Genomic DNA, 24,120 nt, shown 5'->3' with positions numbered 1-24,120 from the left:
AAACAGCCGCCCGATATCAGAAATATCAGGCGGCTTCTTTTTTTACTTTTGTTCAACTGTTTCTTTTATTTCGTCTTGTGTTTCATTAGTAGTAGCTGGCACTTGCTTTCCTAAGCCTACTGCTATTTGCTCTAACTCAGGGCGCAATGTATGTTTCCCTGCATAGCTTTCAATTAGTTCTTTAACGTCAATCCCCGAAGTTTCCTTTAATGATTCCTGTAACGTTGACATTAAGTTAGTTGCGTAGGCAGTTACTTTATTGGCACCGCCGCTTCCTTCCCCACTTCCAGTATCAACAACAGTAATCTTATCAATATTGCCAAGTGGACTCGCAAGCTCTTTCGCATATTCTGGCATCATACGTACAATCATATCAAGGACAGCTGCTTGACCGTAGTATTCAAAGGCTTCCGCAATTTTACGTTTTGCCTCGGCTTCTGCTAGACCGCGAAGGCGAATAATATCAGCATCTGTTTCCCCTTTTGCACGCTCTGCATCCGCTTTCGCAAGACCGTCCAAACGAATTTTCTCTGCTTCAGCCTGCGCTAATGATTCGATACGGTATTTCTCCGCATCTGCCTGCGCTAGTTCACGCATTTTGGCAGCCACTGCATTTTGCTCAACAGCGTAACGATCCGCATCAGCCTTTTTCTTAACTTCTGAATCGTATTGCTTCTCACGACGTAAAATCTCTTTTTCTTCTAACTCAATTTGCTTTTGACGTTCAATAATGCGAATTTGCATTTCTTGTTCAGTCACTTCCTGCTTCGCACGAGCCGTTTCAAGTTCATATGCTTGGTCAGCACGGGCCTTAGCGATGTCTTGCTCACGACGGAATTCTGCTACCTTTAATTGATTTTCTTTTTCAGCTTCTGCAATTTCTGTCGCGCGTTCAAGCTCAGCCTTTTGAGCTTCTTTCGATGCTTCAGCACGCTTAATACGTGTTTCCTTTTCAGCATCTGCAGTTGCAATATCCGCATCACGTTTAACCTGTGCAATACGTGGCTTACCAAGCGATTCTAAGTAGCCGTTTTTATCGCGGACATCTTTAATCGTAAAGGAAACGATTGTCAGACCCATCTTCGCCAAATCCTGAGATGCAACACGTTGCACTTCCTGAGAGAACTTATCACGATTTTTATAAATTTCCTCAACCGTCATCGAACCTAAAATGGAACGTAAATGACCTTCTAATACTTCGCGTGCCTCATTTTCACGCTCATCCTTTTGCTTCCCTAAAAATTGCTCTGCTGCCGTTGCAATTTCAGATATGGAGCCACCAATTTTAATGATTGCTGTACCATCGGCCATAACCGGCACACCTTGTTCCGTATATACTTCAGGTGTTGTTACATCAAGCTTACTTGACAATAAGCTTAATGGCTGTGCTTGCTGGAAAATTGGGAATACGAATGTACCGCCACCACGTATAATTTTTATCCGATTTCCTGACTCATCTTTATGTACATTTTTTGAGCCAAGATAGCTACCTGTCACAATCAATGCTTCATCAGGACCAGCTGTACGATACTTCGTCACATACAGTCCAACTAGTGCGATTAAAACAAATGCTACAATTCCTATAACAATTAAAATTTCCGTTGACATATAAATATCGCTCCTTTAGATAAATTTTTTATCATAAGATCTCACAAACAGTGTTCCTTCCTTTACTTCTACAACAAGTACCGTCGAATCGTAATCGATAGCCTCATTGTCATAACCTGTCGCTCGCTTCGATATCATACCGCTAGTCGTTTCAATAACTACCTCTCCAAAACCATCTGTCGGGATTGGGACAATAACCTTTCCTAGCTGGCCACCAAGCGATTCTTCCGTATAAGCTAAAGAAACATCGGCCGATCGTAGTGGAACAAGAACAAATAAATAAAATAGGGCACTTAAAATAGCTCCGATGATACAAGCAGCAACAATATTCCAAACGCTAGGGAAGAAGGCTAATTTCTCTAATATAAACCCTGTTGCTGACATCAATGTAATGAAAGATAGAATGACACTTGGATTAAAAATCGGTAGCCCCTCTCCAATGCCCTCGACAGCATCACTAAAAAGCGTGAATAAAAGAGTAGCAAGCCCCCCAAATATTAATCCCACTAAAAAGATGTGCTCGAGTGAATAGCCAAATAGCGTCAAGTTGTTCACCCCTTTTCAATGTATTACCTACTATACGGATGCAGCCCACAAAAAGTTTCGTAATCTTTAGCGTTTTCTCAATTTTCTGTCGCTAGATTTTGAAATAGTTAATCTCTTATAGTATCAATGTCCTCCGGAAACCGAACCAGATTATACCAAAAAGATAATAGCAATTTAGGACATCTTGCATGTGGCTTACCGCTCATACATGTATCCCTATCAACATTAATTTCCTTTCCAACCGAAAGCTTTGTAGCTTCGCTTTGGTACAGTTCCTTAGCAAATTGAGTCAGGGACAGGTTTTGACATGAATCACCCACAAACACTATAGTTAGAAATCAAACAATGCTTGGAAATAATATCAAATATCAACAACCACCCTATACAATTCAGAACTTGTTTCAGGTAAAACGTATAAGCAACATAATTCTATTTGCATATAGTATCAATGTATTAGTTTCAAAATATTATAGGAAGGGTGTGCATTGTGAAGAAAGAAAATAATAATTTAATAAGGTTCAAGTTCAAGTTTAAATCAAATCCAAGTTGCCGATGTCATTGTTGCCATCCTTGTTGTCGTTGTAAATGTAAGCCACCATTTATTCCTGTACCACCAATCCCAGTTTGTCATTATTTAGTGTATGTGACAGACGCTGGTCAGCTAGCTACTCCTGATAATAGGGTATCAGTCATTGATACAGCGACAAATACGATAGTCGCTACCATTCCAGTAGGAACGGCTCCTCTAGAAGTGGCAATTACTCCAAATGGTGCATTTGGCTATGTTCCAGCTTTCTTCTCGAATAATGTAACAGTTTTTGATACTACAACAAATACAGTAGTCGCTACCATTCCAGTAGGAGCTAATCCTCTTGGTGTAGCGATTTCACCAGATGGAACACTTGCTTATGTATCAAATCATGGACCTGGAATTGGAGATAATACGGTATCTGTCATAAGTACAGCTACAAATACCGTAATCGCTACTATTCCAGTAGGGCTCCAACCTCAAGGTATAGCGTTTACTCCAAATGGTGCATTTGCTTATGTTGCAGACGAAAACTCAAATGCCGTATCGGTCATTAATACAGCAACAAATACGGTGGTTGCTACAATCCCTGTAGGAATTCGCCCTAGATCAATCGTTTTCACACCGAACGGACAATTTGCTTACGTTACGAATGAAAGTAGTAACACTGTATCTGTCATTAATGTAGCAACAAATACGGTAGTTGCGACAATACCGGTTGGAATAGGACCTGTTGGAACAGCCATTACACCAGATGGAACACTTGTTTACATTGTCAATAAAGGTTCTAATACTGTATCTGTCATTAATACAGCAACAAATACGGTCATTGCTACAATCCCTGTAGGATTATCTCCTGACCAAGTAACCATCTTGCCAGATGGAACACTTGCTTATGTTACAAATCAGCTTGACAATACTGTGTCTGTCATAGATATAGCAACAAATACAGTAATCGATACAATTCCAGGGTTCAACGGTCCAACTGGTATAAAAACCGGGACAATCTGTATGACTTCGGGGCTCTAGAGTACTATAAAACAGGCAGCTTTCTGCAAAAAAAAAAGACATACCTCCTATTGTCATTTGGTAGTGACCCCTAAAGTTAGATTTTTGACCCTAACTTTAGGGGTACAGGACCTTTTGGCAATTGAAGTATGTCTTTTCGATTTAGTTTTTAACTTAGTCTACTTTGAGTTATTTGGTGTAAGCTTGTGACTACATATTTTTTTACACGCTTGAAAATGGGGCTAGTTCATCGCTAACCCCACTTTTATATAGGCATTAACAAAGCCTTTAGGATTCTAGTACATTTAAAATAGCATCCAGATCATTGACAGCAACATCTAAGCGTTCTTTTGCCTCGATATTTTGCTTTTTTAATTGACTAAACTCTAGTAAATTTTTCTCATGTTTTAATTTGATTGAAGACAAGCGTTCAATTCGCAATTCTACCTTTTCAATAGCTTGCTCACAAACTGCTGTCCATAGCTTTTCTGACTGCTGCATTTCAGTCGTTGATGGGTTGTGGTGACGCATAATTCGCGTATAAACTGCTTCAATTTGTTCAATTAATTCTGAATAAAAATGTCGCTCAACACGTGTTGTTTTGAATGTTGGGTGCTCTACCTCTTTTGCATATGGGGTAATTTGACGTAGTAGCTTACCAGCATTTTCTCCGAAACCATGTGATAAATTTAATACATTCATTAACTGTAAAAGTAAACGAATTTCTTCTAGATTAATAAGCTGTGAATCGATGCTTTCCTTTAGTTTTAAGGATTCCATATAACGTCGATCAAAGTGCTCAATCTCACCATTGCGTTGCTCTACTAAATGATCACTTGCATTGTCTTTTAAGCTTTTAATATAGCGAATTGCATGGCTTTTTAGCTCTTCCATCGACAGCAAGTTGTCATTGTCTTGTTGTGGCTTTCCTCGTTGAACATACGCAAATGCATCCATTTTTTTTGGCCATTGTGCTGCTGGGGTTTCTTCTGAGACATTATAGCGTATATAAATTCCGTGCATTTCATATCCTCCAAGTCCATTAAACAAGTATCTCTAAAGACAATAAATCGAATACGTTATTTTTTCAAGTAAAACACTTTTAAAGATTAAAAATCCTTCTTTTGAACATTAAAATAAAAAATTCCGAGTAGTCGATACGGTTCAGGAAGTTACATAATCAAATAAAAGATTTCATCACTTTTTCACCAAAACCTTCCTCTTACACTATACGCTACGATGAAAACAATCAAAATCTTTTTACCCTAAAAATTTTGATTGTTTTCCCTCTTGGGTATGCGGAATTTTTTATCTTTCATCCCAATTAGGAACCTTGTCGTATTTGATTGATACTTTTTCCTTCAGTAAAAGCATGAATGGATTCTATTGTTCCTACTGATTTGAAATTTGCCTTGTCATAGACCTTGGCAACCTGTTCATTGATAGGCAAAATCCAAAGAAATTTTAACCCCTGCTTTACGGACTCTTGCTGAATATGCTGCAGAATATATCCAATCAAACCTCTACCCCGATGGCTTTCAATTGTTGCGACACTCTCCACTCTCCCTTGATTTCCCGAGACAAAAATATTAGCAGTACAGCAAACTTCGCCATCCAATCTTAATAAATAATACGTAAAATGCGGGGAATGATATGTTTCCTCAAAGGCTTTTTTGATTAATGCAGGCTCTCCAAATGTCGAAATGCTCATTTCAACGGCTAACGCATCCTCCATATTAGCATCTGTTACGCGTTCAATTTGTATGGCTGGATTATGTGGTAATTGCGAGTGTTCACCATTCCAAAGCTGTACATCATCAGTAAAACTTTCATATCGAAAGCCATGAATCTCTAATGCTTCTATACATGACTGATTATCCTCCAAGTTGTATAAATACAATCTTGGAATGAGGGATTTTGATTGATAGAAATTCTTAATTTCCTGTAAAAACATATCTGGCTCAGCAATCTTCTTCCAAATATGTGCATGATTGGCGTCGTAATAAGTCGGCATTTCCTGATTATAAAATAATACCCCTTCATGCCACGTTTCCATCCTACTAAAACTTTTAATATAATTTATATCTAGCTGCATGATATGCTCAATGTTAAGCATGCTCTGTTCCTCCCCCCATCCATTTTTCAAATAAATCCTCTACCTGCTGTTCAAGCTTTTGACGTTGCTCCTTGGCAAGTGTGGGCTCTTTTAATTTCATTTCAAGCTTTTCAATTTGTTCTTCAATTGGTATTTCCTTTTTAGCAGTATAGGACTTTTCAGGTACTTCTTTTATGACTGGTTCTTTTACTACCTCTAAGCGTTTTTTCCTTGCCCATTCATAATCACCTTCAAATACTTGAATCGTTTCATGCTCAATCCATGCAACTTTTGTAAAAATCTTTTGCAAAAAATAACGGTCATGTGAGACGCCAATAATGGTTCCTTCAAAGGACTCCAATGTATCCTCTAATACCTCTCTCGCTTCAATATCTAAATGGTTGGTTGGCTCATCCAGTATTAATAAATTAATATCCTCATGCATTAATTGCGCTAAACGCAAACGCATCTTTTCGCCGCCACTTAAATCCTTTACTTTTTTAAAGACGTCATAGCCATAAAATAAAAACTGAGCAAGAATATGACGTGCCTCAGCCTCTGACACAGAGACGCTCTCGCGGAAGGCATCTATTAAACGAATAGTAGGATTTTTATGCTCAAATTGCTGCGATAAATAGCCAATTTTCACACTACTGCCGACATGACATACACCTGCATTCGGTTTAACTTCCCCTAACATCATTTTTAATAATGTTGATTTTCCACTGCCATTGCCACCAACAATCGCAAGTCTTTCTCCAAAATAAACCGCTAAATTACTTTCCTTAAATAATGGTTTCTCAAATGCATGGCTTATACCCTTCATTTGCACAACCTCTTTACCACTACGTTCCGCCATTATTAAGGCTAAATTCATTTGTTTTTTCGTTGAAGGCTTCTTTACACGCTCTATACGAGCTAGTGCTTTTTCCATACTTTTAGCACGTCGATGCATGCCAGCATTTGGCGGATTCGCTTCATTTGCCCATTGCTTTAAGCGCTTTATTGTTTCCTGCATTTTTTTTATTTTCTTTTGCTGTTCTTCGTATTGGGCAAATTGCTGCTCAAGCTTAGCTTCCTTTTGTTCGACAAATGCATCGTAATTGCCAACATACGTAAATGCCTCTCCCTCTTCAATTTCAATTATTTTTTGAGCCATTTGATTCATAAAATGACGATCATGAGATACGACAATAACAATTCCTGCAAAGTTTCGAACGTAATTTTCAAGCCATTCTATTGCCTGCATATCTAAATGGTTCGTCGGTTCATCTAATAGCAAAATAGAAGGGTTACTTAAAAGGATTTGCCCAAGCATCACCTTCGTTTTCTCCCCACCACTTAAGCTACTAAAAGGCTGCTCAAGCAACGGGCTGATCCCTAGACCATTTGCAATCATCGCTAATTGTGCATCTATTTCATAGCCACCTTGCAGCATAAATTGTTCTTGCACATGGCCATATTGCTGAAGTACCTTATCTGTAACCTCTACCTGCATTTCCTGTTCTAGCTTTGTCATTTTTGACTTTAATGCATAAATTTCCGCAAATGCTTCCTCCAGCACTTCCTTCACTGAGAACATAGGATATTGTGGAATTTGATGTAAATAACCAATCGACGCGTCCTTACTTTTAATGATTCGTCCCTTATCTGGTGTATCCAAACCAGATAATAACTGTAATAAAGTCGTTTTCCCGCTACCATTCACACCAACAATAGCAACGTGCTCCGATGTATTTACTTCTAATTGAAGCGCTTCAAATAAAACATTTCCACCAATAATTTTTTGTATTTGTTCAGCCTTAATTTGCATCGTTTTTTCCTCCAATGAAACGTACGAAAAACATCTTTAGACACAAAAAAGACTGCTCGATTAACAAGCAGTCTTTTCCTCATTAGTCCGTGAAAAAGAATGGTTAATTCGCTACGTTTGATAATTGATTTTGCTTAAAAATGGACAGACCTATCCCGTTGCTCGCAAAATCGAAAGTAATCACACATGCAAAATACATCGCTGTATCCACTTTTACACATGTTTTCGTAGCGTTTTTAGTCATTCCTTTTCACCTCCGTTCATTGTCATTGGATTTATATTACCATAATTCAGTTAATTTTGAAAAGGGCAAATTACATTCTTTCACATTTTTTCTATACGGACACCAAATTTTCGTTCCGACTGTTTGCTTTCTTAGTGGCGCCTGGCGGAAATGAGGTTGATTACGAAGGGGGACATAATGCTTTTAGCCTTCGTACCCCTACCCGCTTCAAACAGCCTGTAACTCAATGATCTTCAAGTAAAGTACCCAGTTAGTTTAATAAGAATATATTTAATCAATCAAATAGAACTTTGCGGTTTTCTTTTATTAATTGAATCTGTAATTAATATTAAAACTAAGATTATAAGGCATATGCCCAGTATAATTGCCCCTAGCATACTTACTCCCATTCCTTCAAATCCCCTAATTAGTTTCAAGCCAACAAAATGCGTTATGATACTTAGATTTACAAGAATTAACGGAGGAACATATACCTTTCTCTTGTTCTTGATTGCCCAAAACAACCCCAAAATACTTAGTAATGAAATGGAAATAGGCAAATAGATAAATAGAACTGTAGCAAACAAAGCTAACCCCCCCTGATGTTTATGATTTATTTTATTAACGTACCTTAACAAAATTCCCTTAATTTAACGATGCTGTAACTCAATGTTCTCTAATTAACGCACTTCGTTAGTTTAACAAGAAAATAACTTAATTCTTTATCATTTCCAATAACCTTTTCCTATTCCCCCAGAACTCCAATCGTAAAAACTGAAGAAATAAAGTACCATTTGAAAAACCAATCACTGGAGATGATGCCCGATACAAGGTTTAATATACCTTTTCTAAACTACATAAAGAAAACAACGTTAGGTGATATTAAAATCAAGAAATATAATATCAAAATTTAATTTTCCACAATCCCCCCTAGCTTAATTTTACCATAATTAACCATAATATTCATTTAACTATTCTGACTATTAATTGAGTAACAACAATTCTTTTTGAAATCAACCTAAGAAAAAGATGGGATCTCTATGGAATCCCATCTTGAAGTAAAGCCTGTAACAATATATTCCCTTGATTTATATATGTAATTTTCCCTTATTCAACTAATCTGGTCCGTTAGTCGAATAAGAAATGAGGCTGCTCAAGCAACACAATTGTTCAACTCAAGTCCCCGTTACTTTAATAAGAAGCTTTTGATTGCTACAAATATAATAAATATAAATACAACTATACTTAGCCAGCCGTAACCTTTTTGTCCCTTTTGAAATTCTCTTAATCCCATTACCAACATCATTAAACCTAAAAACAACATCATATATGGTTGAAAATTAAAATCTTCAGTAATCAATCCATATCCTGCAAGTGAAATAACTGTTACTGATAAAATAATTTGCAAAAACATTAACAATTAAAATCCCCCCTAAACAAGGTTACCATATATTACTAATTATTGTTAAACTATCCTGCTTCGTTAGTTGACTAGCAACAACCTTTTCGAAAACTGCTTTTATAAAAAAACGAATCCTTGTACAAATACTTATGTACTAGGATTCGCAAGCTTTATGTTGCAATAATTAATGATGATGACAGTAATTTAAACATTGTATTTTTTTCTTGTACCATAAGCCTATCGTAATACCGAAAAAAATTAATGCACTGCCAACTGTCATCCAAAAGAATACGTTTCCTCCAACAGTTGAAGAATTGAAAAGTATACCGCTAATAGCCATAAATACACAACTTATAACTCCTGACAAGATAATGGCTAACAGACGATTTAGTTGATAAATGAAAAAAATTAGTACAGTAAAAATGTAAATAACACTTACTGTCATAATCATTGGGAAAAATGGTTGAAATTTAGCCGCATAGACAAAGTAATCGAGCTGGCTAATATCCTGTCCATTGACTATCTCAATATTAAATAATCGAGAAAACGGTGTGGAATATTTCCATTCCAGTGAATTGTCTATGATCTCACTTCCCTCATACCAAGAAATAGCTGTTGACATCAATAAAGTCAAGAAACCAAGAATCAGTTGTATCACATATTTAAACAATGTTCTTCTCCCTTCACGCTTTGATATTAAAGACGTTACAATAAGTAATCAGTTTCACAAATTCTGGAATACTTAGAACGAAGTGATTGCATTTCCATTCCAACCAGGCATTCTCCCCAATAACTTCATTATGTTACGCATATTGATTGTACACTTTTCCTCTCGCTGTGATTTTATTATATTAATTGTGTCTATTTCACTTGGACACGCAATAAAAAAACAATATTATGCTCTAAATTGAAATCAATCCCTTCATCATATAACATTTTCAAGACTTGTCCATCTTCAGCATCTCACTTAAAAAAAGCGTTATTTTTCTTAAATTATTAAGAAAGATAACGCTTTTTCATGTGGTTTTTATTGATTACGTTTTCGAAATAGAACAATTAATACTGGTAATATCGTTAATGCACAAAATAAGGAAAGTGCTGTATCTATAACGGTTGTAATACCAAATTCTCGTAAAATAGAAAAGTTAACAAAGATTAATGTCGAGAAGCCAACAATAACTGTCATTCCAGAAGCAGTAATCGCCTGCCCAACTTTTGAAAGAGAAACACGAATCGCTTCTTGCGCAGATAATCCCTTCTCCTCTTCTTCACGGAACCTTTCCATAATCAGAATGGTAAACTCTGTTCCAATCCCTAGTACAAGACAGCTAAGCGCCGTTGTTAGCGGATTGTATGAAATATCGAGCATTTTTAAAGCCCCAGGCGAAAAGCCTAATACTAAAATAATTGGTATCAACGGATAAAGAGCATGCTTAACTCGGCGATAGACAAAAAGTAAAGAAAGGAAAATAATGAAGAGCCCCGCACCAATCATCAGTTCACTATTTGCACCTATGTTATCAATACCATAAAGCATCATAACTTGTGCACCCGCAGGATTTATGTTTACACCGTCTATTACTTGCATATCATTCGTTATTTTATCCATTAATTTCAATTGTTCAACTGAAGAAAGATCCGGATTTATTTGAAATTGAATGGTTGCATATTTCTTATTATCACTAATAACAGTTTCTCTTAGTGAGTTTGGTACATTTTCTAGGTCATTCATTACTTGCGAAGCAGAGTTTGGTAAATCACCTTTACCATTGATTTGTAAAATAACAGTAGGAAGTGATATGACATCACTAACATCTTTATAGTTGTTTTCTACCTTTTCACTTTCAGTTAGCATCCAAGACATCACCTTTGGTTCCGTGACATCCTTTGCTTCCACTAAATAAGTAATATATGTTGTAGAACCGACTATCTTTTGTAACTGTTTTGTATTTTTTAATGTCTCCATATTTTGTGGAATCATTTTTGTTAAATCTGTTTCAGTCGGTATAGATTTTTCTGCCATAAATCCAAGACCAGATAGCGTAACCGAAACAATGAGGATCGGGATAGCAAGTTTCATAGCCACAGTAGCATATTTATTTAAAAAACGTGATATCAACGTATTTTTATCTGTAGTACTTTTAAAATCATTAGCCGATTTTTTACTGTCCAGCATATAGAATGTTGAGAACATCATGATTAATTCAACAACATAACAGAATAAAACACCAATAGCTAAAGTTAAACCAAATTGTTGCATCATCGGTGCTTTCGATAAGAACATTGTGAGGAAGCTTAAGGCCATTATAAAAACAGCAATCCCTACACCAGGCCCTATGTGACGAACTGCGTTTATTGTGGCTATTTTTGCGTCAAATTGATTATTCCTAAATTCTTCCTCGTACCTATTATGGAATTGAACACCAAAGTCAGTGCCAAGACCAATAATAATTGGCAATGTAGCCATAGTTGCTAGTGTAATAGGAATTCCAGTCCATCCCATGAAACCAAATGTCCATAGTAGCCCAATTAAAACGAAAGCTAAGGAGATAATTCGGCGTCTTACAGGGAATACAAAAAATAGGACAATAATCATCAACACTATAGCTAAACCAAGCATGATGCCTAAAGTTACAATGACTTCTTCCTGTATATCACCTAGTATAGCTGGCATCCCTGCTACTTTGACGGATAAGTTCGGATTGAAATTCGTATTTTCTATGAGTTTTTTTAACTCTTTATTTACACGTACATAAGTAGACATTTCTGTATTATTTGACGTATGCAACTGAATGACAACATGTTTCCCATTTCCAGGGATAAGTTGTTCGAGTTGATCTGGAACTTTCCCTTTGTTAGAAAAGACGATTTTATGCAGTAAATCATCATTCATATTTTGAACATTTGGCAGCGCTTTAATGATAGCTTTTTGCACATTATCTTTTTGTTGCTGCGTTAAGATTGACTGCGTGTAATTTGTAATGTCATCATTTTGCTTGTTAGTTAAAATAGCCTGCGTTAATTGCCCTTGTTCATCAGTTGAAGGCATATGACCAAGAGCAGACATTTGTTTTTGCATCTTTTGAAGCTGTTCATCAGAAAGTTGTTGTTGGGTAAATACCGCAATTTTCTCATGTTGCTCATCAGTTAAGCTATTATTCACATCATTATTGATGTCTTTCATTTTTTCATCTGGAATGGCATTTTTCAAGGCAGTTTCAAGCTCTTTATTCGCTTCATTTGTACCAAACATTGAAAGAGGAGGAGAAGTGGATGACAGCATTTCATTTAACAATCCTACATAATTAGTGGATCCTGTAAGATCCTCGATTTCTTGTGCTTTTTTTGTAAACTCAATAATTGCTTTATTAGTTTGTTGTGAAAGTAATTGATCACTATTCCCACTCAATACTACGTATAAACCATCTCCACCAAAATGCTTTTGATACGTAGCTGTATATTTATAAACATCTGATGTGTTACTTATAAATACATCGTTTCCCATCTTCATCTCAAGTTTTGTTACACCAAACGCAAAAAAGATTGTTAAACATGCTATAAAAATAATATTTATCTTTGAATTCTTTAGGATGTAGTGACCAATCTTATCAAAAATTTTATTCATACATTACTCCTCCCTTATCTATGCACATAAATCTAGCATAGGCATTGGAGGAAATCGACGAGTAAAAATGAATATTTGTATCAAAATGAGACGTTTGTCTTAAAATGGTTCATTTATCTGTAAATTCTTGGCGATATAAAGAAGTTCTTCTTTTGAATAAGGATAGTCATTGTTAATCCACCTTTTAACAATCTCAAAGTATCCACTACAATAAAAATCACATAATACAATAGGGTACTTAGAATTTCGAATTTTATTGGAAAGTAAATCGTTATTTTTTTTCGAGTTTTCAAGTAAAATTTCTGCACCTAATTGAATCAACTTGTCATATAGTTCATGGTTATTATTTTTAATGGTAATGTTTAAGAATAGTGCGCGATTAGCATCTATATAGTCAATCACTTCTTCAAATAATGTACGTTCCAAATCATAACCTTGCATTTGTTTAAATAGATCTATCGCTATGGAGTTTGTAGCATCATGAAAGAGTTCAAATTTATCATCATAATAACGATAAAAAGTGCTTCTATGAATCATTGCTTTATCACAAATATGGTTAATTGTGATAGATGAAAATGGTCTTTCTTTTAATAACTCTATAAACGCCTCTTTTATTAGAATTTGTGTACGAAAACGTGTGAGATTACTCAATTTACTTGCCCTCCTATTTACAGCAACTTGATATTGGTGAATGTTTTTCCCTGGTATTTAACCGAAACAGTTACTTCAGCTTGTACCTCTTCATTTTCTTGAATTCTGTTGCTTTCTTTTGCCGTATCAGTATTCCTCCATTAAGAAGTTTTGGTGGTATTTAAGCTACTATGGAGAAAATTATATAATATCATCTGATGAGAAATTGTGAAGAGAAAATAAAGTGGCTAACTTAAATTACTATCAAAAATAGATTTTATACAACTCTAACTACTTTGTAATGCAAAGGTGTAGTTGCCATTTAGATATATCTTTTTCAATCATACAATTTAGTACGGCCAGTTTAATGTAATTATAAAATCATTGATCATTATGTAATTTTCCCTAAGGGTAAAGTCTCTAATTGTTAGATTGTGTGTCTCCCTCGGTCCAAAACCGAAGCGAACCGAACCTTAGGATTTTAACGTCATAAAGAAGATGGTACCGGTTATATTCATGCAGCCATAACCACAAAAATTAATCACTCATTTTCCAGGAAATCATTGATGTTATATGACGATTTTGTAAGATTGGCGTAACATTCATCGTTACTACTTTATGGACAACTTCCGTATACTTTGTCAATGAGGAGTGAGAAAATGCAACCAATTGAATTAAACAAACGAATTGATACACTAGATTATCTCAGAGGATTTGCTTTATTAGGAATTATTTTAGTGAATATTCCAGGATTACTGCGGATTAATCTACCAAATACATCTGTAGATGTTTCATATGATAGATTTTTAACACTTTTTGTGGAAGGTAAGTTTTTCACCATTTTTTCATTTTTATTTGGTGTAGGTTTTTATATTTTTATTTCCCGTGCAATAGCTAAAAATGAACATGCAAATCAATTATTTATTAGAAGAATGATTATTTTATTGCTAATAGGACTTATCCACTTTTATTTCCAACCTGGAGAAGCATTAACCCTCTATGCAATATTTGGGCTAATCGCATTACCATTTTACAAAGTTCGTAAAGAAATAAACTTAACTATCGGGCTTATACTACTAGGGGTAACCGCTTATTTTGGCATAAAAATTGCAATGCCGTTCCCTTTAATTTTACTAGGATTAGCTGCTGGGCAGTATCGGATTTTTGAAAAAATCAACGACAATCGTAAAAATATATTAATTTTCACAGTTATTATGTTCGTTATTAGTATAGGAGGATTGCTGTATCAATGGCACTATGTCCCAGACGGAATGGTGGACTTTGACAATATCACAGAAGACGAATATACAAAACATGTGACAAATGTTGAACAATTTCCACTTATCGGGCTTCAATTTAGCCCATTTGTTTCGGCTTTTTACGTAGGTTTATTAATGCTTTTACTGCAACTTCCTTTTTTCCAGGTCTTACTTTCACCATTAAAGGACTACGGCCGTATGGCATTAACAAATTATTTAGGACAAACAGCGCTAATCTTAATAATCGGTAATGCCTTTCACCTTATGGAAAATATTCATCTCATCCAATCTCTTTGGATTTGCGTAGGTATATACATTTTCCAATTACTATTTAGTAAGATCTGGGCAAAATTCTTTAAATTTGGTCCATTTGAATGGTTGTGGCGCATGGGTACTTATTGGACAGTGCCTTCCTTGCTGAAAACTTCTACTAATTCTAAAGAACGTTCCTAAGTAGAAAAGATATTGTTTTAGAAGATGGCAAAGACCTAACTACAAAAAAGTCCGGGGAAATTTACGAACAGTAACATTCCCCGGACTTTGTATTTGAATAGATAAATTTGATAAAAGGCCACCTTTTGATCCTCTATATCCATTTAACAGAATTGGTATTTTCTCAGCATATCAGCCTCTAGATTTTCACTTTTTTCACGAACATCTTCACAAACGGTACGAGGAAAACGGATACGATCAGCACTCGGAATAGCTGAAATGCGGTAACGATTGTAACCTTTGCATGAACCGAAGCAGCGATAATCCCCATTTGATCAAGCCCACCTGGTACGATACTTAAAAAACCCGTTCGAAAATCAAGGCTGTAAAAACTCGTCATGACAAATGTTAAGCCATAAGCTGCGCCAACAAAGATACCCGCCGATACAAATGCGTAAAACACATGCTTCTTCGATAAATGTAAGTCCTCTTTTTTCAATAAAAGTCCGATGTAAATGCCAATCATCAGCTGTGCAATATGCAGTAGTGATAATGGCAATTTCGGTACATCAATTCCTATCATATTTATGCCCATCAATAAAAACACTGGGCCAAGCATATAGCCTGTCGGAATTTTTGCCTTTTGTGCTAGCCAACCGGCTACGCCACACACAGCAAGTAATCCTACTAGGCTCCATGAATACGCTCCATTGACAACTAAGTTAGTTCCCCCTGCGCCTGACACCATTAATGGCACAAAGCCGACTATCAAAAGAACCCGTAAAATTTGGAAAAACGTAATCACGACCATATCCATATTCTCTTGCTCCTCGGCAAAGGCAACAACTTGGGACATGCCACCGGGTACACAACATGTCAACGCAGTCGCAAAATCTAAATCCGTGCGTTTTGCTACTAAATAACTAATAGCAAAAAACAATACAATAAATAAAACGTTTAAAACAATCATACTTCCTAAAAATTGTTTAATATCCTGCACCGCTTCTGGTGTAAACGCAAAACCAATGGAATACCCCGCAACGATTAAACCAAAATTACGAAAATATCTAGGCCATTTCAATTGTACCTTTGTCGATAACTGAACAATTAGCACCGCAGCTATAGCGCCAAGTAACCACGGCATTGGAATATGTAATACATTAAATAAAATCGCACCTGTTAAACCAATACATAATGTGATCAACATGTGCTTGTCAAAAATAAACATAGAAGCAACCCCTCGTGACTGTATCATTCTATTATGCCGTGAACCTGCCTATTTTTCTACTTCACCACTTTTTCGCAAGGTCATATATCGTTAAATTTAAACCTGTTATCTGCAAATTTTAACCTCTTATCCAAGATTTTCTCCAAGCCAAAATTTTCTATGCTACATTATTATTACCTGATTCAGTGTTTCTCCATAGCGGGGATATGTAAAGGAGGCCTCCAATGAAAATTCATTTAACAATCAATAGTACATTAGAAGAAACTGAGGTTCATATACATGCAAAGGAATACAACGAGCAAATTGAACGACTGATGAAGCAGCTACAAACTTCACAAACAACGATGTTAGATGGCTATTTTCAGCAGGAAATTCATATGCTAAAAATTTCGGATATTTACTCCATTTACGCAGAGGGTGCAAAAGTCTTTTTGCAAACGGAAGAACAAGAATTCGAAACGAAGCGTAAATTATATGAGCTAGAAGCACAATTAGCGAAAGACTTCGCTCGAGTCAGCAAATCAACACTCGTTAACATTAACAAAATTGCCTCTATTCAAATGGGTAAAATCGGAACAACAGAATTAATTTTAGAAAACGATGTGTCCGTCCATGTTAGCCGCAAATATTTAAAAGAACTAAAACAACACTTAGGAATTGGGAGGGACTCCTAATATGAAAAAATTTATACGTATGATGACAATCGGTTTACTCATATCACTAAGCTCTTCCTACGCCTTAGTAACATTAAGTGTCATATCTAATAACGCGGTGGTATCAGGGCCTGAATTACTTGAGCAAATTATCATTGCTGCCATACTAGGGGCTGTAATAGGTCTACTGTCCATTATCTATGATATTGAACGATTACCTTTTATCGCTCAATTTATTCTTCATGTAATTGCGGTTACGTTGTGTGTCATGATTGCAGGCTATTTCGGACGTTGGTTTGAACATTCAAGCATTACGTACATTTTTATAAGTGAAGCTATTATTTTCATTATCGCTTGGTGCATTATTTATGTACTTCAAAAAAGTGATATTGCAAAAATCAATCAAGAAATTCAAAAAAGAAAGGAATAAACAATATGACCTTTGCTATACAAGTTGAAAATCTATGTAAGCAATATGGTGAACAACAGGCCGTCAAGGGGATTTCGTTCACGGTTGAACATGGCTCCCTCTTCGCCTTTTTAGGTGCGAATGGTGCGGGGAAATCAACGACCATTGAAATACTCTGTACATTATTAAAAAAATCAAGCGGTACAGTAAATATTAATGGCTATACACTTGATGCAAGCAATGACAATGGGGAAATTCGAAAATCCATTGGTGTCGTATTCCAGCAAAGTTTACTTGATGCACGATTAACGGTGCAGGAAAATATACTACATCGTGGTAAAACATATGGCTTATCGAAAAAGCAATTGGCCGATAATTATCAATTTGTTTCAACATATCTTCATTTAGCTGATATAGAAAATCGCAAATATGGCACTTTATCAGGTGGTCAAAAAAGGCGCGCTGATATTGCTCGAGCCCTTATCCATCGACCAAAAATATTGTTTTTAGATGAACCGACAACTGGGCTTGATCCACAAACACGTCAATTCGTTTGGCAAGCCATAAAGCAGCTTCAGCTTGAAACAAATATGACTGTTTTTTTAACAACGCATTATATGGAGGAAGCGGCAGTTGCTCATCAAGTCATCGTCTTAAAAGAAGGAGAAATTGTTGCTGAAGGGACACCTGATGAACTTAAAACCAAATACGCCTATGATTCAATGGCAATTGTTTTTCATAATAGTTCTGACGGGATACAGTGGCTCGAGAAAAATGCTATTTCCTATACAGAAAAACTAGGTATTTTCTCTATCCGAGTCGACTCGACACTTCATGCTTTAACGCTCTTAAAAAAAGCGGAGCCGCTTATTGCTTCGTTTGAAGTCATCAAAGGTACGATGGATGATGTCTTTCTTCATATTATGGCCGAGGGAGGTGCAGCTTAATGGAAGCATTATTTAGCTTAGTCAAACGAAATAACAAGGTTTTCAGACGTAATAAAACACAAGTCTTCTACTCGCTGCTTTCTGTCATTATTGTCATTGTCCTTTACGCAGTATTTCTTCAAAAATCACAAATTAATGCCATTGAGGAAATGATAAAAACAACTCCAGAATTGGTCACAATGGTCAATGAATGGATTGTCGCTGGTTTACTCTCTATGATCGCCGTTACCACTACGCTTGCTGCATATGGCATTGCTGTTAGGGACCTTGAATCAAAAGCGCAAGCTGATTTTTTAACAGCACCCATCTCACGGGCAACCATCCAATTTAGCTATGTATTAAATTCATTTATCATTGGCTGTATCTTTTCCTTTATCGCCCTTATTGGCTGCGAAATTTTTATCGCATCAACTGGCGGTCAGCTACTTAGCTTTGGGGATTTCTTGAAAGTAGTCGGCATACTAGTTTTATCTGTGTTACTTGCCAGTGTTTTTAATCTCTTCCTTGTGTTACTTGCCAATAGCGAACATTCATTTTCAACGCTCAGTACAATCATTGGTACAGCACTCGGTTTCTTATGTGGTGTTTATGTACCTGTTGGTGCCCTTCCAAGCTTTGCTCAAAATATTATTATGTATTTTCCTATTAGCCACACAACTTTACTATTACGCAATGCGTTTATGGAGAGCTCAATTTCCAAGGTTTTCGAAGGTGCGCCTGCTTCACAGGTAGAAGAATACAAAAAAGTGTATGGCATTGTCTATGACCTTCATGGAAACATACTAAGTACCTCAACAAGCATGATCATTATTGTCGTCACAATTATTGTGCTAGCCATCGTATCGATTATTATTTTTAAAAAGAAAAATAAATAAACACTTTCGCACATCGTTTATAAAACGATGTGTTTTTATTGATTTTATCCAAACAATTTGTTATTTTAATAATAAATAAGAAAACAAAATAAACATTCGTTTGTTTTTTAGGAGGATTTCCAATGGATGTACATGAATTATTTTGGCAGGCTTCGATCCATGACATAAAAAAAGGCTACAATGATGACGCAACACACTTCACTTGTTTGCTTTGCGGAGAAAAAATTGAAAAGGGTATTATTTATCCACATGAAGGTGTTCTCTACGAGGCAGAAAAATTTATGCAACATCATATGACCGCTGTCCATCGATCTGTATTTCATTATTTAAATGGCCTTCATAAAAAAATGACAGGACTAACTGATCATCAAAGTCATATTTTACGCTTATTTTATGAAGGAAAAAGCGATCAAGACATTAAAGAAGAGCTGGAAATTGGTAGTGCAGCAACGATACGTCACCATCGTTTTGCACTGAAAGAAAAGGAACGACAAGCGAAAACGTTTCTTGCAATGATGGAGCTTTTAAAAGAACAAAATCAAAAGGAAGACAGCTTTGTACCTATTCACAAAACGGCAACGATGGTCGATGATCGCTATAATATTACGATTTCTGAAGAACAGCAATTACTCGAAAAGTACTTTCCAAATGGTTTGGACAAAGAGCTTGTCCGATTCCCAAAGCGTGAAAAACATAAAATTGTCATACTCCGTGCCATCACAAAGCTTTTCGATGAAACAAAACAGTATTCCGAAAAGGAATTAAACGAAATAATCCAACCGATATATGAGGACTATGTGCAAATACGTCGCTATTTAATCGAATACGGCTTCATGGATCGAAAAGAGGATGGCAGTGCGTACTGGATAAAAAAATAAGAAAGCAGGGTTAGCAATGGACCATAAAAAAGAATTAAAGGAAATGTATAAAGAAATAAAAATCGAAGCTGGTGTTTTCACCATGACTAATAAACAAAATGGTAAAGTGTTTGTTGGCAGCTTCAATAATTTAAAACGCTTAAACGGTTTTCAATTTATGTTAAAAACAAATACACATACGAATAAAGAACTACAAGCTGATTACAACACCTTCGGCAATGATGCTTTTGATATTGAAGTTGTGGAATATTTGAAGAAAAAAGAAGAAGGCTATTTCGATCCCAAAAAAGAGCTAGAAAAGCTGGAACAAAAATGGCTCGACAAGCTTCAGCCATTTGGTGAACGTGGCTATAACTAGGTAACACAAAAAAGAATCTGTTTTCTCCGAGATTTTAAGCTTTGAGAAACTTGCAGATTCTTTTTTAATTTCATATATTTGTTGTTTCGCATGGGGAATCACTACTTGCAGGTATTTCTTTTCGTTAGTAGAGCAAATACCAGTTGGATCTGAGCAGTTCTTTGGCTGGCCTGAGCACTTTTCTCCTGCACCTGAGCAGTTCTTTGACCTACCCGAGCACTTTCACCTGGCACCTGAGCAGTTCTTTGACCTACCCGAGCACTTTTCTCCTGCACCTGAGCAGTTCTTTGAGCAACCCGAGCACTTTTCACTCGCACCCGATCAATTCTTTGATTATCCTGAGCAGTTTTCTCTTTCACCTTAGTTTTTCTTCGCTGGCATCCCCTATTTCTCCTGCTTGTTCTCTCACTTCATTTCAGAATTTCCTGCTGAGCTTTTTTTGTTAGCTTTCCAAACACTAACTCATAAGAGTGTTGGATTAACTTTTCAACTACATCCATAGGTACATCATCTACATCCATATAGATTGAATTCCAATGTGTTTTATTCATATAATAGCCTGGAATAATGCTTTCATAAGCTTCTCTCAGCTCTTCCGCTCGCTTAGGTTCGCATTTTACTGTAAGTACCGGTCTTCCTGTAGCATCTCCGCCCATCATCCCATACATTTTACCCCCAATATGATAGCGATCTGCTTGCCATTCTTCTTTGTAATCATGCGTTGTTCCATGAAGCTTTAAGCAATAAGAGTGAATTGTTTCTTTGTTCATTATGTAACCCCTTTCCTCTAAAATCATAAAAAACACACGTTCGATTATTTTAAGTATAATCATAAACGTGTGCAAAATAAATGAATATTTATTTTGAATTACCTGACAAATTAGCGAGTAGGAGCGTCAGGCAAAACATATTATTCACTTTATGCCTCGATCAAACATACCGATGACCTCAGTAGTTTGCAATATATTAACAAATGATTTAGGATCTGTTTCCTTGATCATACCTTTAACTTCAGCAAGCTGATAGCGTGTAATGACGGTAATTAAAACTTTTCGCCCTTCGCCTGAATAAGCTCCCTTCGCATCCATAATGGTTACACCTCGATGAAGCTTTTCCAGTAGCTGCTGTTTTACTTCCTCGCCCTTGCTCGTAATAATCATCAGTGTCAATTTAATATTACTCGTATGAATGGTGTCGACTACCTTTCCTGTAGCATAAATCGATACGAGCGTCAGTAATGCCGCATCCCAGCTAAAAACAAATCCGGAGATAGCTACAACGACCCCATTCATCGCTGAGATTAATGTACCCAGTGGAAAATCACGTTTGCGACTTAGCAGCATCGCTATAATATCAAAACCTCCAGAGGAACCTGCCGCACGAAAAATCATACCCATCCCTAAGCCCACAATAACCCCACCGAATAATGAAGCAAGAATTGGATCTTGTGTAGCTTTATGAATTGGGATAATATACAAACTTACTGACAAGACAACTACTGAAAGAATGGTATAGCCAATAAATCGCTTCCCTAGCTTTAGAACTCCTAAAATAAGCAGCGGCAAATTCAATAGTAAATTTAAAACCCCTGTATTCAAGGGTGTAACAATCCCAAGCATGATAGCAATCCCACTTAATCCTCCACTTAAAATTTCATGTGGAATTAACAAAAAATTGTAGGCAAAGGCGACTACTATCGATGACAGTGTAATAACAACAATATTACGCATAACAATTCCCCTATCATGAACGTACGAGTTTTGAACTACTTTCCCTTAGAATACCCAACTTATTCATTCAAAAAACGCACTATTACAGTTAAAACACCGACATTTATTTCTTCTGATGTTCTTTTTTCTGCTCCTCTTTTATCGGCACTTCTTTTACCGGCTCCTCTTTATGCTCTTCAGCCTTCTCCGCTACCTTATAAATACGTTCAAGCATTGGCGGATGCGTATAACGGAACCACTTTACGAGTAACTGTGGATTTACCTCACTCAATCCAGAAATCGTTAGCTTCTGGAATGCAGTAATGGCAGATTCCCGATCACCCGTTAGTGAAATCGCATATTGATCAGCTCTCGTTTCCTGATACCTCGAAACATAATTTGACAGAGGGCTCGACGCAAATAATAAAACAGATGTTAGGAGCAAAAACAAAGGATAAGAACCTATATCACCAACATTTTTAATGTTTAATACATGTCCATGACGTCGAATCAACCACCTCAAACCTTTTGCAGTTAGCCATAACCCTAGCAACGTCAACAGAAGATAGCCAGCAATACCAAAATAAATATGCTTTTCAACATAGTGTCCCATTTCATGTGCCATAATAAAGAGTATTTCATTATCCGTTAAACGATTTAACGTTGTATCCCACAGCACAATTCTCGAATTACTACCTATCCCCGTGACATAGGCATTTAAAGCATTTGTTTTTTGTGCCATATTAACTTCATATACGTGCTCTGCTGGTATATTTGCCTGTGTAGCAAGAGATAGAATTTTTTCCTCTAGCTCTTTATTTTTTAGCGGATAAAAATCATTATATAAAGGATCAATAACTACAGGTTGAATAAACATTACAAATATTGTAAAGGGAATCGTTAGAATCCATGCATATAACCACCATCTTTTGGCACTTTTTTTTATGAGCCAATAAAGGACCGACACGATAATTAAACTCATGCCAAAGTTAACCCAAAAATCAAGAATGCCATCTCGCATCCATGAGGAGAATGCTTGTGTACTAATCCCATAAGTTTTGCTTAAATTGTAACGATAATAATCGAGTGGAAATAGTACAACATATAGTAAAAGTGATAATAAAAATAAGTAGCTTGCATTTTGTAACAGCTTCCATTTTGCTTGTGACGTCGCTACCTTTTCAAAATAACGCGATACGCCCATAATTAAAATCATGAAATAGATTAACCATTCCAAAGGTGTAGCAACAAAGAAAAGGAAGTTCCGTATTTTAGAATATTCACCGCTTAAGTATAGTTCTTTTTCAGACATAAACATCACTGGATCTGCAGCTGTCCCCTGCATCGCTCGCGGTATTGTTCCACCACCGCTATGGAATATATACCAATACATACACAGCACATAAACACCGAATATAAGTAGCGCGACAATTCCCATTTTTTTCGCTATGACATTTCCTCCCTTGTTCAACACTAAGTTCGTCCTATAGTAAGTGTAAGCTAAAATGAAAAAGTTAGAACAAATTTTTCTTTGTTTTATTTACCTTCAATTCTACTTCACACCAAATGACCCTTTTCGCGCGGGTATTACCCTGCCGCGGTATTTACCCTGCTTCCGCAGGTATTCACCTTGCTTTCGCGGGTATTCTTCCTCTTCGCGCGGATATTACCCCTGCCGCGGTATTTACCCTGCTCCGCGGGTATTTACCTTGCTTCCGCGGGTATTACCTTGCCGCGGTATTCACCCTGCTTCCGCGGGTATTTACCTTGCTTCCGCGGGTATTCACCCTGCTTTCGCGGGTATTTACCTTGCTTCCGCGGGTATTCACCTTGCTTCCGCGGGTATTCACCTTGCTTCCGCGGGTATTCACCTTGCTTCCGCGGGTATTCACC

The 24,120-nt window shown here is 36.5% G+C and carries 21 protein-coding genes and 2 pseudogenes; 9 read left to right on the top strand and 14 right to left on the bottom strand.

Annotated features, from left to right (window positions below):
* Positions 1 to 42: 42 nt before the first annotated feature.
* Both MWJ95_RS00845 and MWJ95_RS00840 read right to left on the bottom strand, forming a co-directional pair.
* Entirely contained in the window at positions 43 to 1,608 is a 1,566-nt protein-coding gene (locus tag MWJ95_RS00845; RefSeq protein WP_249074175.1) for a flotillin family protein, read from the bottom strand.
* Between the two features lie 15 nt (positions 1,609 to 1,623).
* On the bottom strand, positions 1,624 to 2,154 hold the full coding sequence (locus tag MWJ95_RS00840) for an NfeD family membrane protein (protein ID WP_249074176.1): 531 nt from the start codon (positions 2,152 to 2,154) through the stop codon (positions 1,624 to 1,626).
* Positions 2,155 to 2,764: 610 nt separating this feature from the next.
* Between MWJ95_RS00840 and MWJ95_RS00835 the strand changes: the two are divergent.
* Positions 2,765 to 3,712, top strand: a pseudogene (locus MWJ95_RS00835) (beta-propeller fold lactonase family protein); the annotation flags it as partial.
* Positions 3,713 to 3,979: 267 nt separating this feature from the next.
* On the opposite strand, the gene MWJ95_RS00830 reads toward MWJ95_RS00835, so the two are convergent.
* The 8 genes from MWJ95_RS00830 to MWJ95_RS00795 form a co-directional block, all read right to left on the bottom strand.
* Positions 3,980 to 4,714 (bottom strand): hypothetical protein, encoded by a 735-nt coding sequence (locus MWJ95_RS00830; RefSeq protein WP_249074208.1) that lies wholly within the window; start codon positions 4,712 to 4,714, stop codon positions 3,980 to 3,982.
* A gap of 301 nt (positions 4,715 to 5,015) precedes the next feature.
* On the bottom strand, positions 5,016 to 5,807 hold the full coding sequence (locus tag MWJ95_RS00825) for a GNAT family N-acetyltransferase (protein WP_249074209.1): 792 nt from the start codon (positions 5,805 to 5,807) through the stop codon (positions 5,016 to 5,018).
* Positions 5,800 to 7,599 (bottom strand): ribosomal protection-like ABC-F family protein, encoded by a 1,800-nt coding sequence (gene abc-f, locus MWJ95_RS00820; RefSeq protein ID WP_249103692.1) that lies wholly within the window; start codon positions 7,597 to 7,599, stop codon positions 5,800 to 5,802. Before abc-f ends, MWJ95_RS00825 begins: the two co-directional genes overlap by 8 nt.
* Positions 7,600 to 7,702: 103 nt before the next feature.
* On the bottom strand, positions 7,703 to 7,843 hold the full coding sequence (locus MWJ95_RS00815; RefSeq protein ID WP_249103689.1) for an RAxF-45 family protein: 141 nt from the start codon (positions 7,841 to 7,843) through the stop codon (positions 7,703 to 7,705).
* Between the two features lie 1,165 nt (positions 7,844 to 9,008).
* Positions 9,009 to 9,236, bottom strand: a complete 228-nt coding sequence (locus MWJ95_RS00810; RefSeq protein ID WP_481817341.1) for a DUF3953 domain-containing protein — start codon at positions 9,234 to 9,236, stop codon at positions 9,009 to 9,011.
* Positions 9,237 to 9,408: 172 nt separating this feature from the next.
* Positions 9,409 to 9,894 (bottom strand): YjdJ family protein, encoded by a 486-nt coding sequence (locus MWJ95_RS00805; RefSeq protein WP_249103684.1) that lies wholly within the window; start codon positions 9,892 to 9,894, stop codon positions 9,409 to 9,411.
* A gap of 357 nt (positions 9,895 to 10,251) precedes the next feature.
* On the bottom strand, positions 10,252 to 12,849 hold the full coding sequence (locus MWJ95_RS00800) for a hydrophobe/amphiphile efflux-3 (HAE3) family transporter (protein WP_249074216.1): 2,598 nt from the start codon (positions 12,847 to 12,849) through the stop codon (positions 10,252 to 10,254).
* Between the two features lie 99 nt (positions 12,850 to 12,948).
* Entirely contained in the window at positions 12,949 to 13,500 is a 552-nt protein-coding gene (locus MWJ95_RS00795) for a TetR/AcrR family transcriptional regulator (RefSeq protein ID WP_249074217.1), read from the bottom strand.
* Positions 13,501 to 14,138: 638 nt separating this feature from the next.
* Here MWJ95_RS00795 and MWJ95_RS00790 point away from each other — a divergent pair.
* On the top strand, positions 14,139 to 15,191 hold the full coding sequence (locus MWJ95_RS00790) for a DUF418 domain-containing protein (RefSeq protein ID WP_249074218.1): 1,053 nt from the start codon (positions 14,139 to 14,141) through the stop codon (positions 15,189 to 15,191).
* A 178-nt stretch (positions 15,192 to 15,369) separates the two neighbouring features.
* Here MWJ95_RS00790 and MWJ95_RS00785 read toward each other — a convergent pair whose 3' ends face one another.
* Entirely contained in the window at positions 15,370 to 16,398 is a 1,029-nt protein-coding gene (locus MWJ95_RS00785) for an AbrB family transcriptional regulator (RefSeq protein WP_249074219.1), read from the bottom strand.
* A 224-nt stretch (positions 16,399 to 16,622) separates the two neighbouring features.
* On the opposite strand from MWJ95_RS00785, the gene MWJ95_RS00780 reads away from it, so the two are divergent.
* From MWJ95_RS00780 to MWJ95_RS00755, 6 genes are all read left to right on the top strand, one after another.
* Positions 16,623 to 17,072, top strand: coding sequence for a LytTR family DNA-binding domain-containing protein (locus MWJ95_RS00780; RefSeq protein WP_248718428.1), 450 nt, complete (start codon positions 16,623 to 16,625; stop codon positions 17,070 to 17,072).
* 1 nt (position 17,073) lies between these two features.
* Complete coding sequence (locus MWJ95_RS00775; RefSeq protein ID WP_249074220.1) at positions 17,074 to 17,481, top strand: DUF3021 domain-containing protein; 408 nt, start codon at positions 17,074 to 17,076, stop codon at positions 17,479 to 17,481.
* Positions 17,482 to 17,486: 5 nt separating this feature from the next.
* Positions 17,487 to 18,407: an ABC transporter ATP-binding protein gene (locus MWJ95_RS00770; protein WP_249074221.1), complete on the top strand. Its 921-nt coding sequence runs from the start codon at positions 17,487 to 17,489 to the stop codon at positions 18,405 to 18,407.
* Positions 18,407 to 19,282: an ABC transporter permease gene (locus tag MWJ95_RS00765; protein WP_249074222.1), complete on the top strand. Its 876-nt coding sequence runs from the start codon at positions 18,407 to 18,409 to the stop codon at positions 19,280 to 19,282. The genes MWJ95_RS00770 and MWJ95_RS00765 overlap by 1 nt, the downstream gene beginning before the upstream one ends.
* A 122-nt stretch (positions 19,283 to 19,404) precedes the next feature.
* Complete coding sequence (locus tag MWJ95_RS00760) at positions 19,405 to 20,160, top strand: DUF2087 domain-containing protein (RefSeq protein ID WP_249074223.1); 756 nt, start codon at positions 19,405 to 19,407, stop codon at positions 20,158 to 20,160.
* Positions 20,161 to 20,176: 16 nt separating this feature from the next.
* Complete coding sequence (locus MWJ95_RS00755; protein ID WP_249074224.1) at positions 20,177 to 20,518, top strand: GIY-YIG nuclease family protein; 342 nt, start codon at positions 20,177 to 20,179, stop codon at positions 20,516 to 20,518.
* A gap of 410 nt (positions 20,519 to 20,928) precedes the next feature.
* Here the strand turns inward: MWJ95_RS00755 and MWJ95_RS00750 are convergent, their stop codons facing one another.
* The 3 genes from MWJ95_RS00750 to MWJ95_RS00740 all read right to left on the bottom strand — a co-directional run bounded on the left by MWJ95_RS00750 (position 20,929) and on the right by MWJ95_RS00740 (position 23,677).
* On the bottom strand, positions 20,929 to 21,288 hold the full coding sequence (locus MWJ95_RS00750) for an MmcQ/YjbR family DNA-binding protein (RefSeq protein ID WP_249074226.1): 360 nt from the start codon (positions 21,286 to 21,288) through the stop codon (positions 20,929 to 20,931).
* Between the two features lie 144 nt (positions 21,289 to 21,432).
* Positions 21,433 to 22,248 carry a YitT family protein gene (locus MWJ95_RS00745; protein ID WP_249074227.1) on the bottom strand — a complete coding sequence of 272 codons (816 nt, stop codon included), beginning with the start codon at positions 22,246 to 22,248 and terminating at the stop codon, positions 21,433 to 21,435.
* Positions 22,249 to 22,351: 103 nt separating this feature from the next.
* Positions 22,352 to 23,677: a M48 family metallopeptidase gene (locus MWJ95_RS00740; RefSeq protein WP_308221927.1), complete on the bottom strand. Its 1,326-nt coding sequence runs from the start codon at positions 23,675 to 23,677 to the stop codon at positions 22,352 to 22,354.
* Positions 23,678 to 23,732: 55 nt separating this feature from the next.
* Between MWJ95_RS00740 and MWJ95_RS00735 the strand changes: the two are divergent.
* A pseudogene (locus tag MWJ95_RS00735) lies at positions 23,733 to 24,120 on the top strand (hypothetical protein); the annotation flags it as partial.

The organism is Lysinibacillus sp. Bpr_S20 (assembly GCF_023337835.1).
Taxonomy (GTDB): Bacteria; Bacillota; Bacilli; order Bacillales_A; family Planococcaceae; genus Lysinibacillus.
Note: the sequence above shows the minus strand (reverse complement) of the source record. Positions and strands in the feature narration are given on the sequence as shown.

Bases quoted from the DNA above. Each gene is read 5' to 3' on its own strand.
- MWJ95_RS00845 (WP_249074175.1), bottom strand. From the start codon at position 1,608: ATGTCAACGGAAATTTTAATTGTTATAGGAATTGTAGCATTTGTTTTA.
- MWJ95_RS00830 (WP_249074208.1), bottom strand. From the start codon at position 4,714: ATGCACGGAATTTATATACGCTATAATGTCTCAGAAGAAACCCCAGCA.
- MWJ95_RS00825 (WP_249074209.1), bottom strand. From the start codon at position 5,807: ATGCTTAACATTGAGCATATCATGCAGCTAGATATAAATTATATTAAA.
- abc-f (WP_249103692.1), bottom strand. From the start codon at position 7,599: ATGCAAATTAAGGCTGAACAAATACAAAAAATTATTGGTGGAAATGTT.
- MWJ95_RS00815 (WP_249103689.1), bottom strand. From the start codon at position 7,843: ATGACTAAAAACGCTACGAAAACATGTGTAAAAGTGGATACAGCGATG.
- MWJ95_RS00810 (WP_481817341.1), bottom strand. From the start codon at position 9,236: ATGTTTTTGCAAATTATTTTATCAGTAACAGTTATTTCACTTGCAGGA.
- MWJ95_RS00800 (WP_249074216.1), bottom strand. From the start codon at position 12,849: ATGAATAAAATTTTTGATAAGATTGGTCACTACATCCTAAAGAATTCA.
- MWJ95_RS00790 (WP_249074218.1), top strand. From the start codon at position 14,139: ATGCAACCAATTGAATTAAACAAACGAATTGATACACTAGATTATCTC.
- MWJ95_RS00785 (WP_249074219.1), bottom strand. From the start codon at position 16,398: ATGTTTATTTTTGACAAGCACATGTTGATCACATTATGTATTGGTTTA.
- MWJ95_RS00780 (WP_248718428.1), top strand. From the start codon at position 16,623: ATGAAAATTCATTTAACAATCAATAGTACATTAGAAGAAACTGAGGTT.
- MWJ95_RS00775 (WP_249074220.1), top strand. From the start codon at position 17,074: ATGAAAAAATTTATACGTATGATGACAATCGGTTTACTCATATCACTA.
- MWJ95_RS00770 (WP_249074221.1), top strand. From the start codon at position 17,487: ATGACCTTTGCTATACAAGTTGAAAATCTATGTAAGCAATATGGTGAA.
- MWJ95_RS00765 (WP_249074222.1), top strand. From the start codon at position 18,407: ATGGAAGCATTATTTAGCTTAGTCAAACGAAATAACAAGGTTTTCAGA.
- MWJ95_RS00760 (WP_249074223.1), top strand. From the start codon at position 19,405: ATGGATGTACATGAATTATTTTGGCAGGCTTCGATCCATGACATAAAA.
- MWJ95_RS00755 (WP_249074224.1), top strand. From the start codon at position 20,177: ATGGACCATAAAAAAGAATTAAAGGAAATGTATAAAGAAATAAAAATC.
- MWJ95_RS00750 (WP_249074226.1), bottom strand. From the start codon at position 21,288: ATGAACAAAGAAACAATTCACTCTTATTGCTTAAAGCTTCATGGAACA.
- MWJ95_RS00745 (WP_249074227.1), bottom strand. From the start codon at position 22,248: ATGCGTAATATTGTTGTTATTACACTGTCATCGATAGTAGTCGCCTTT.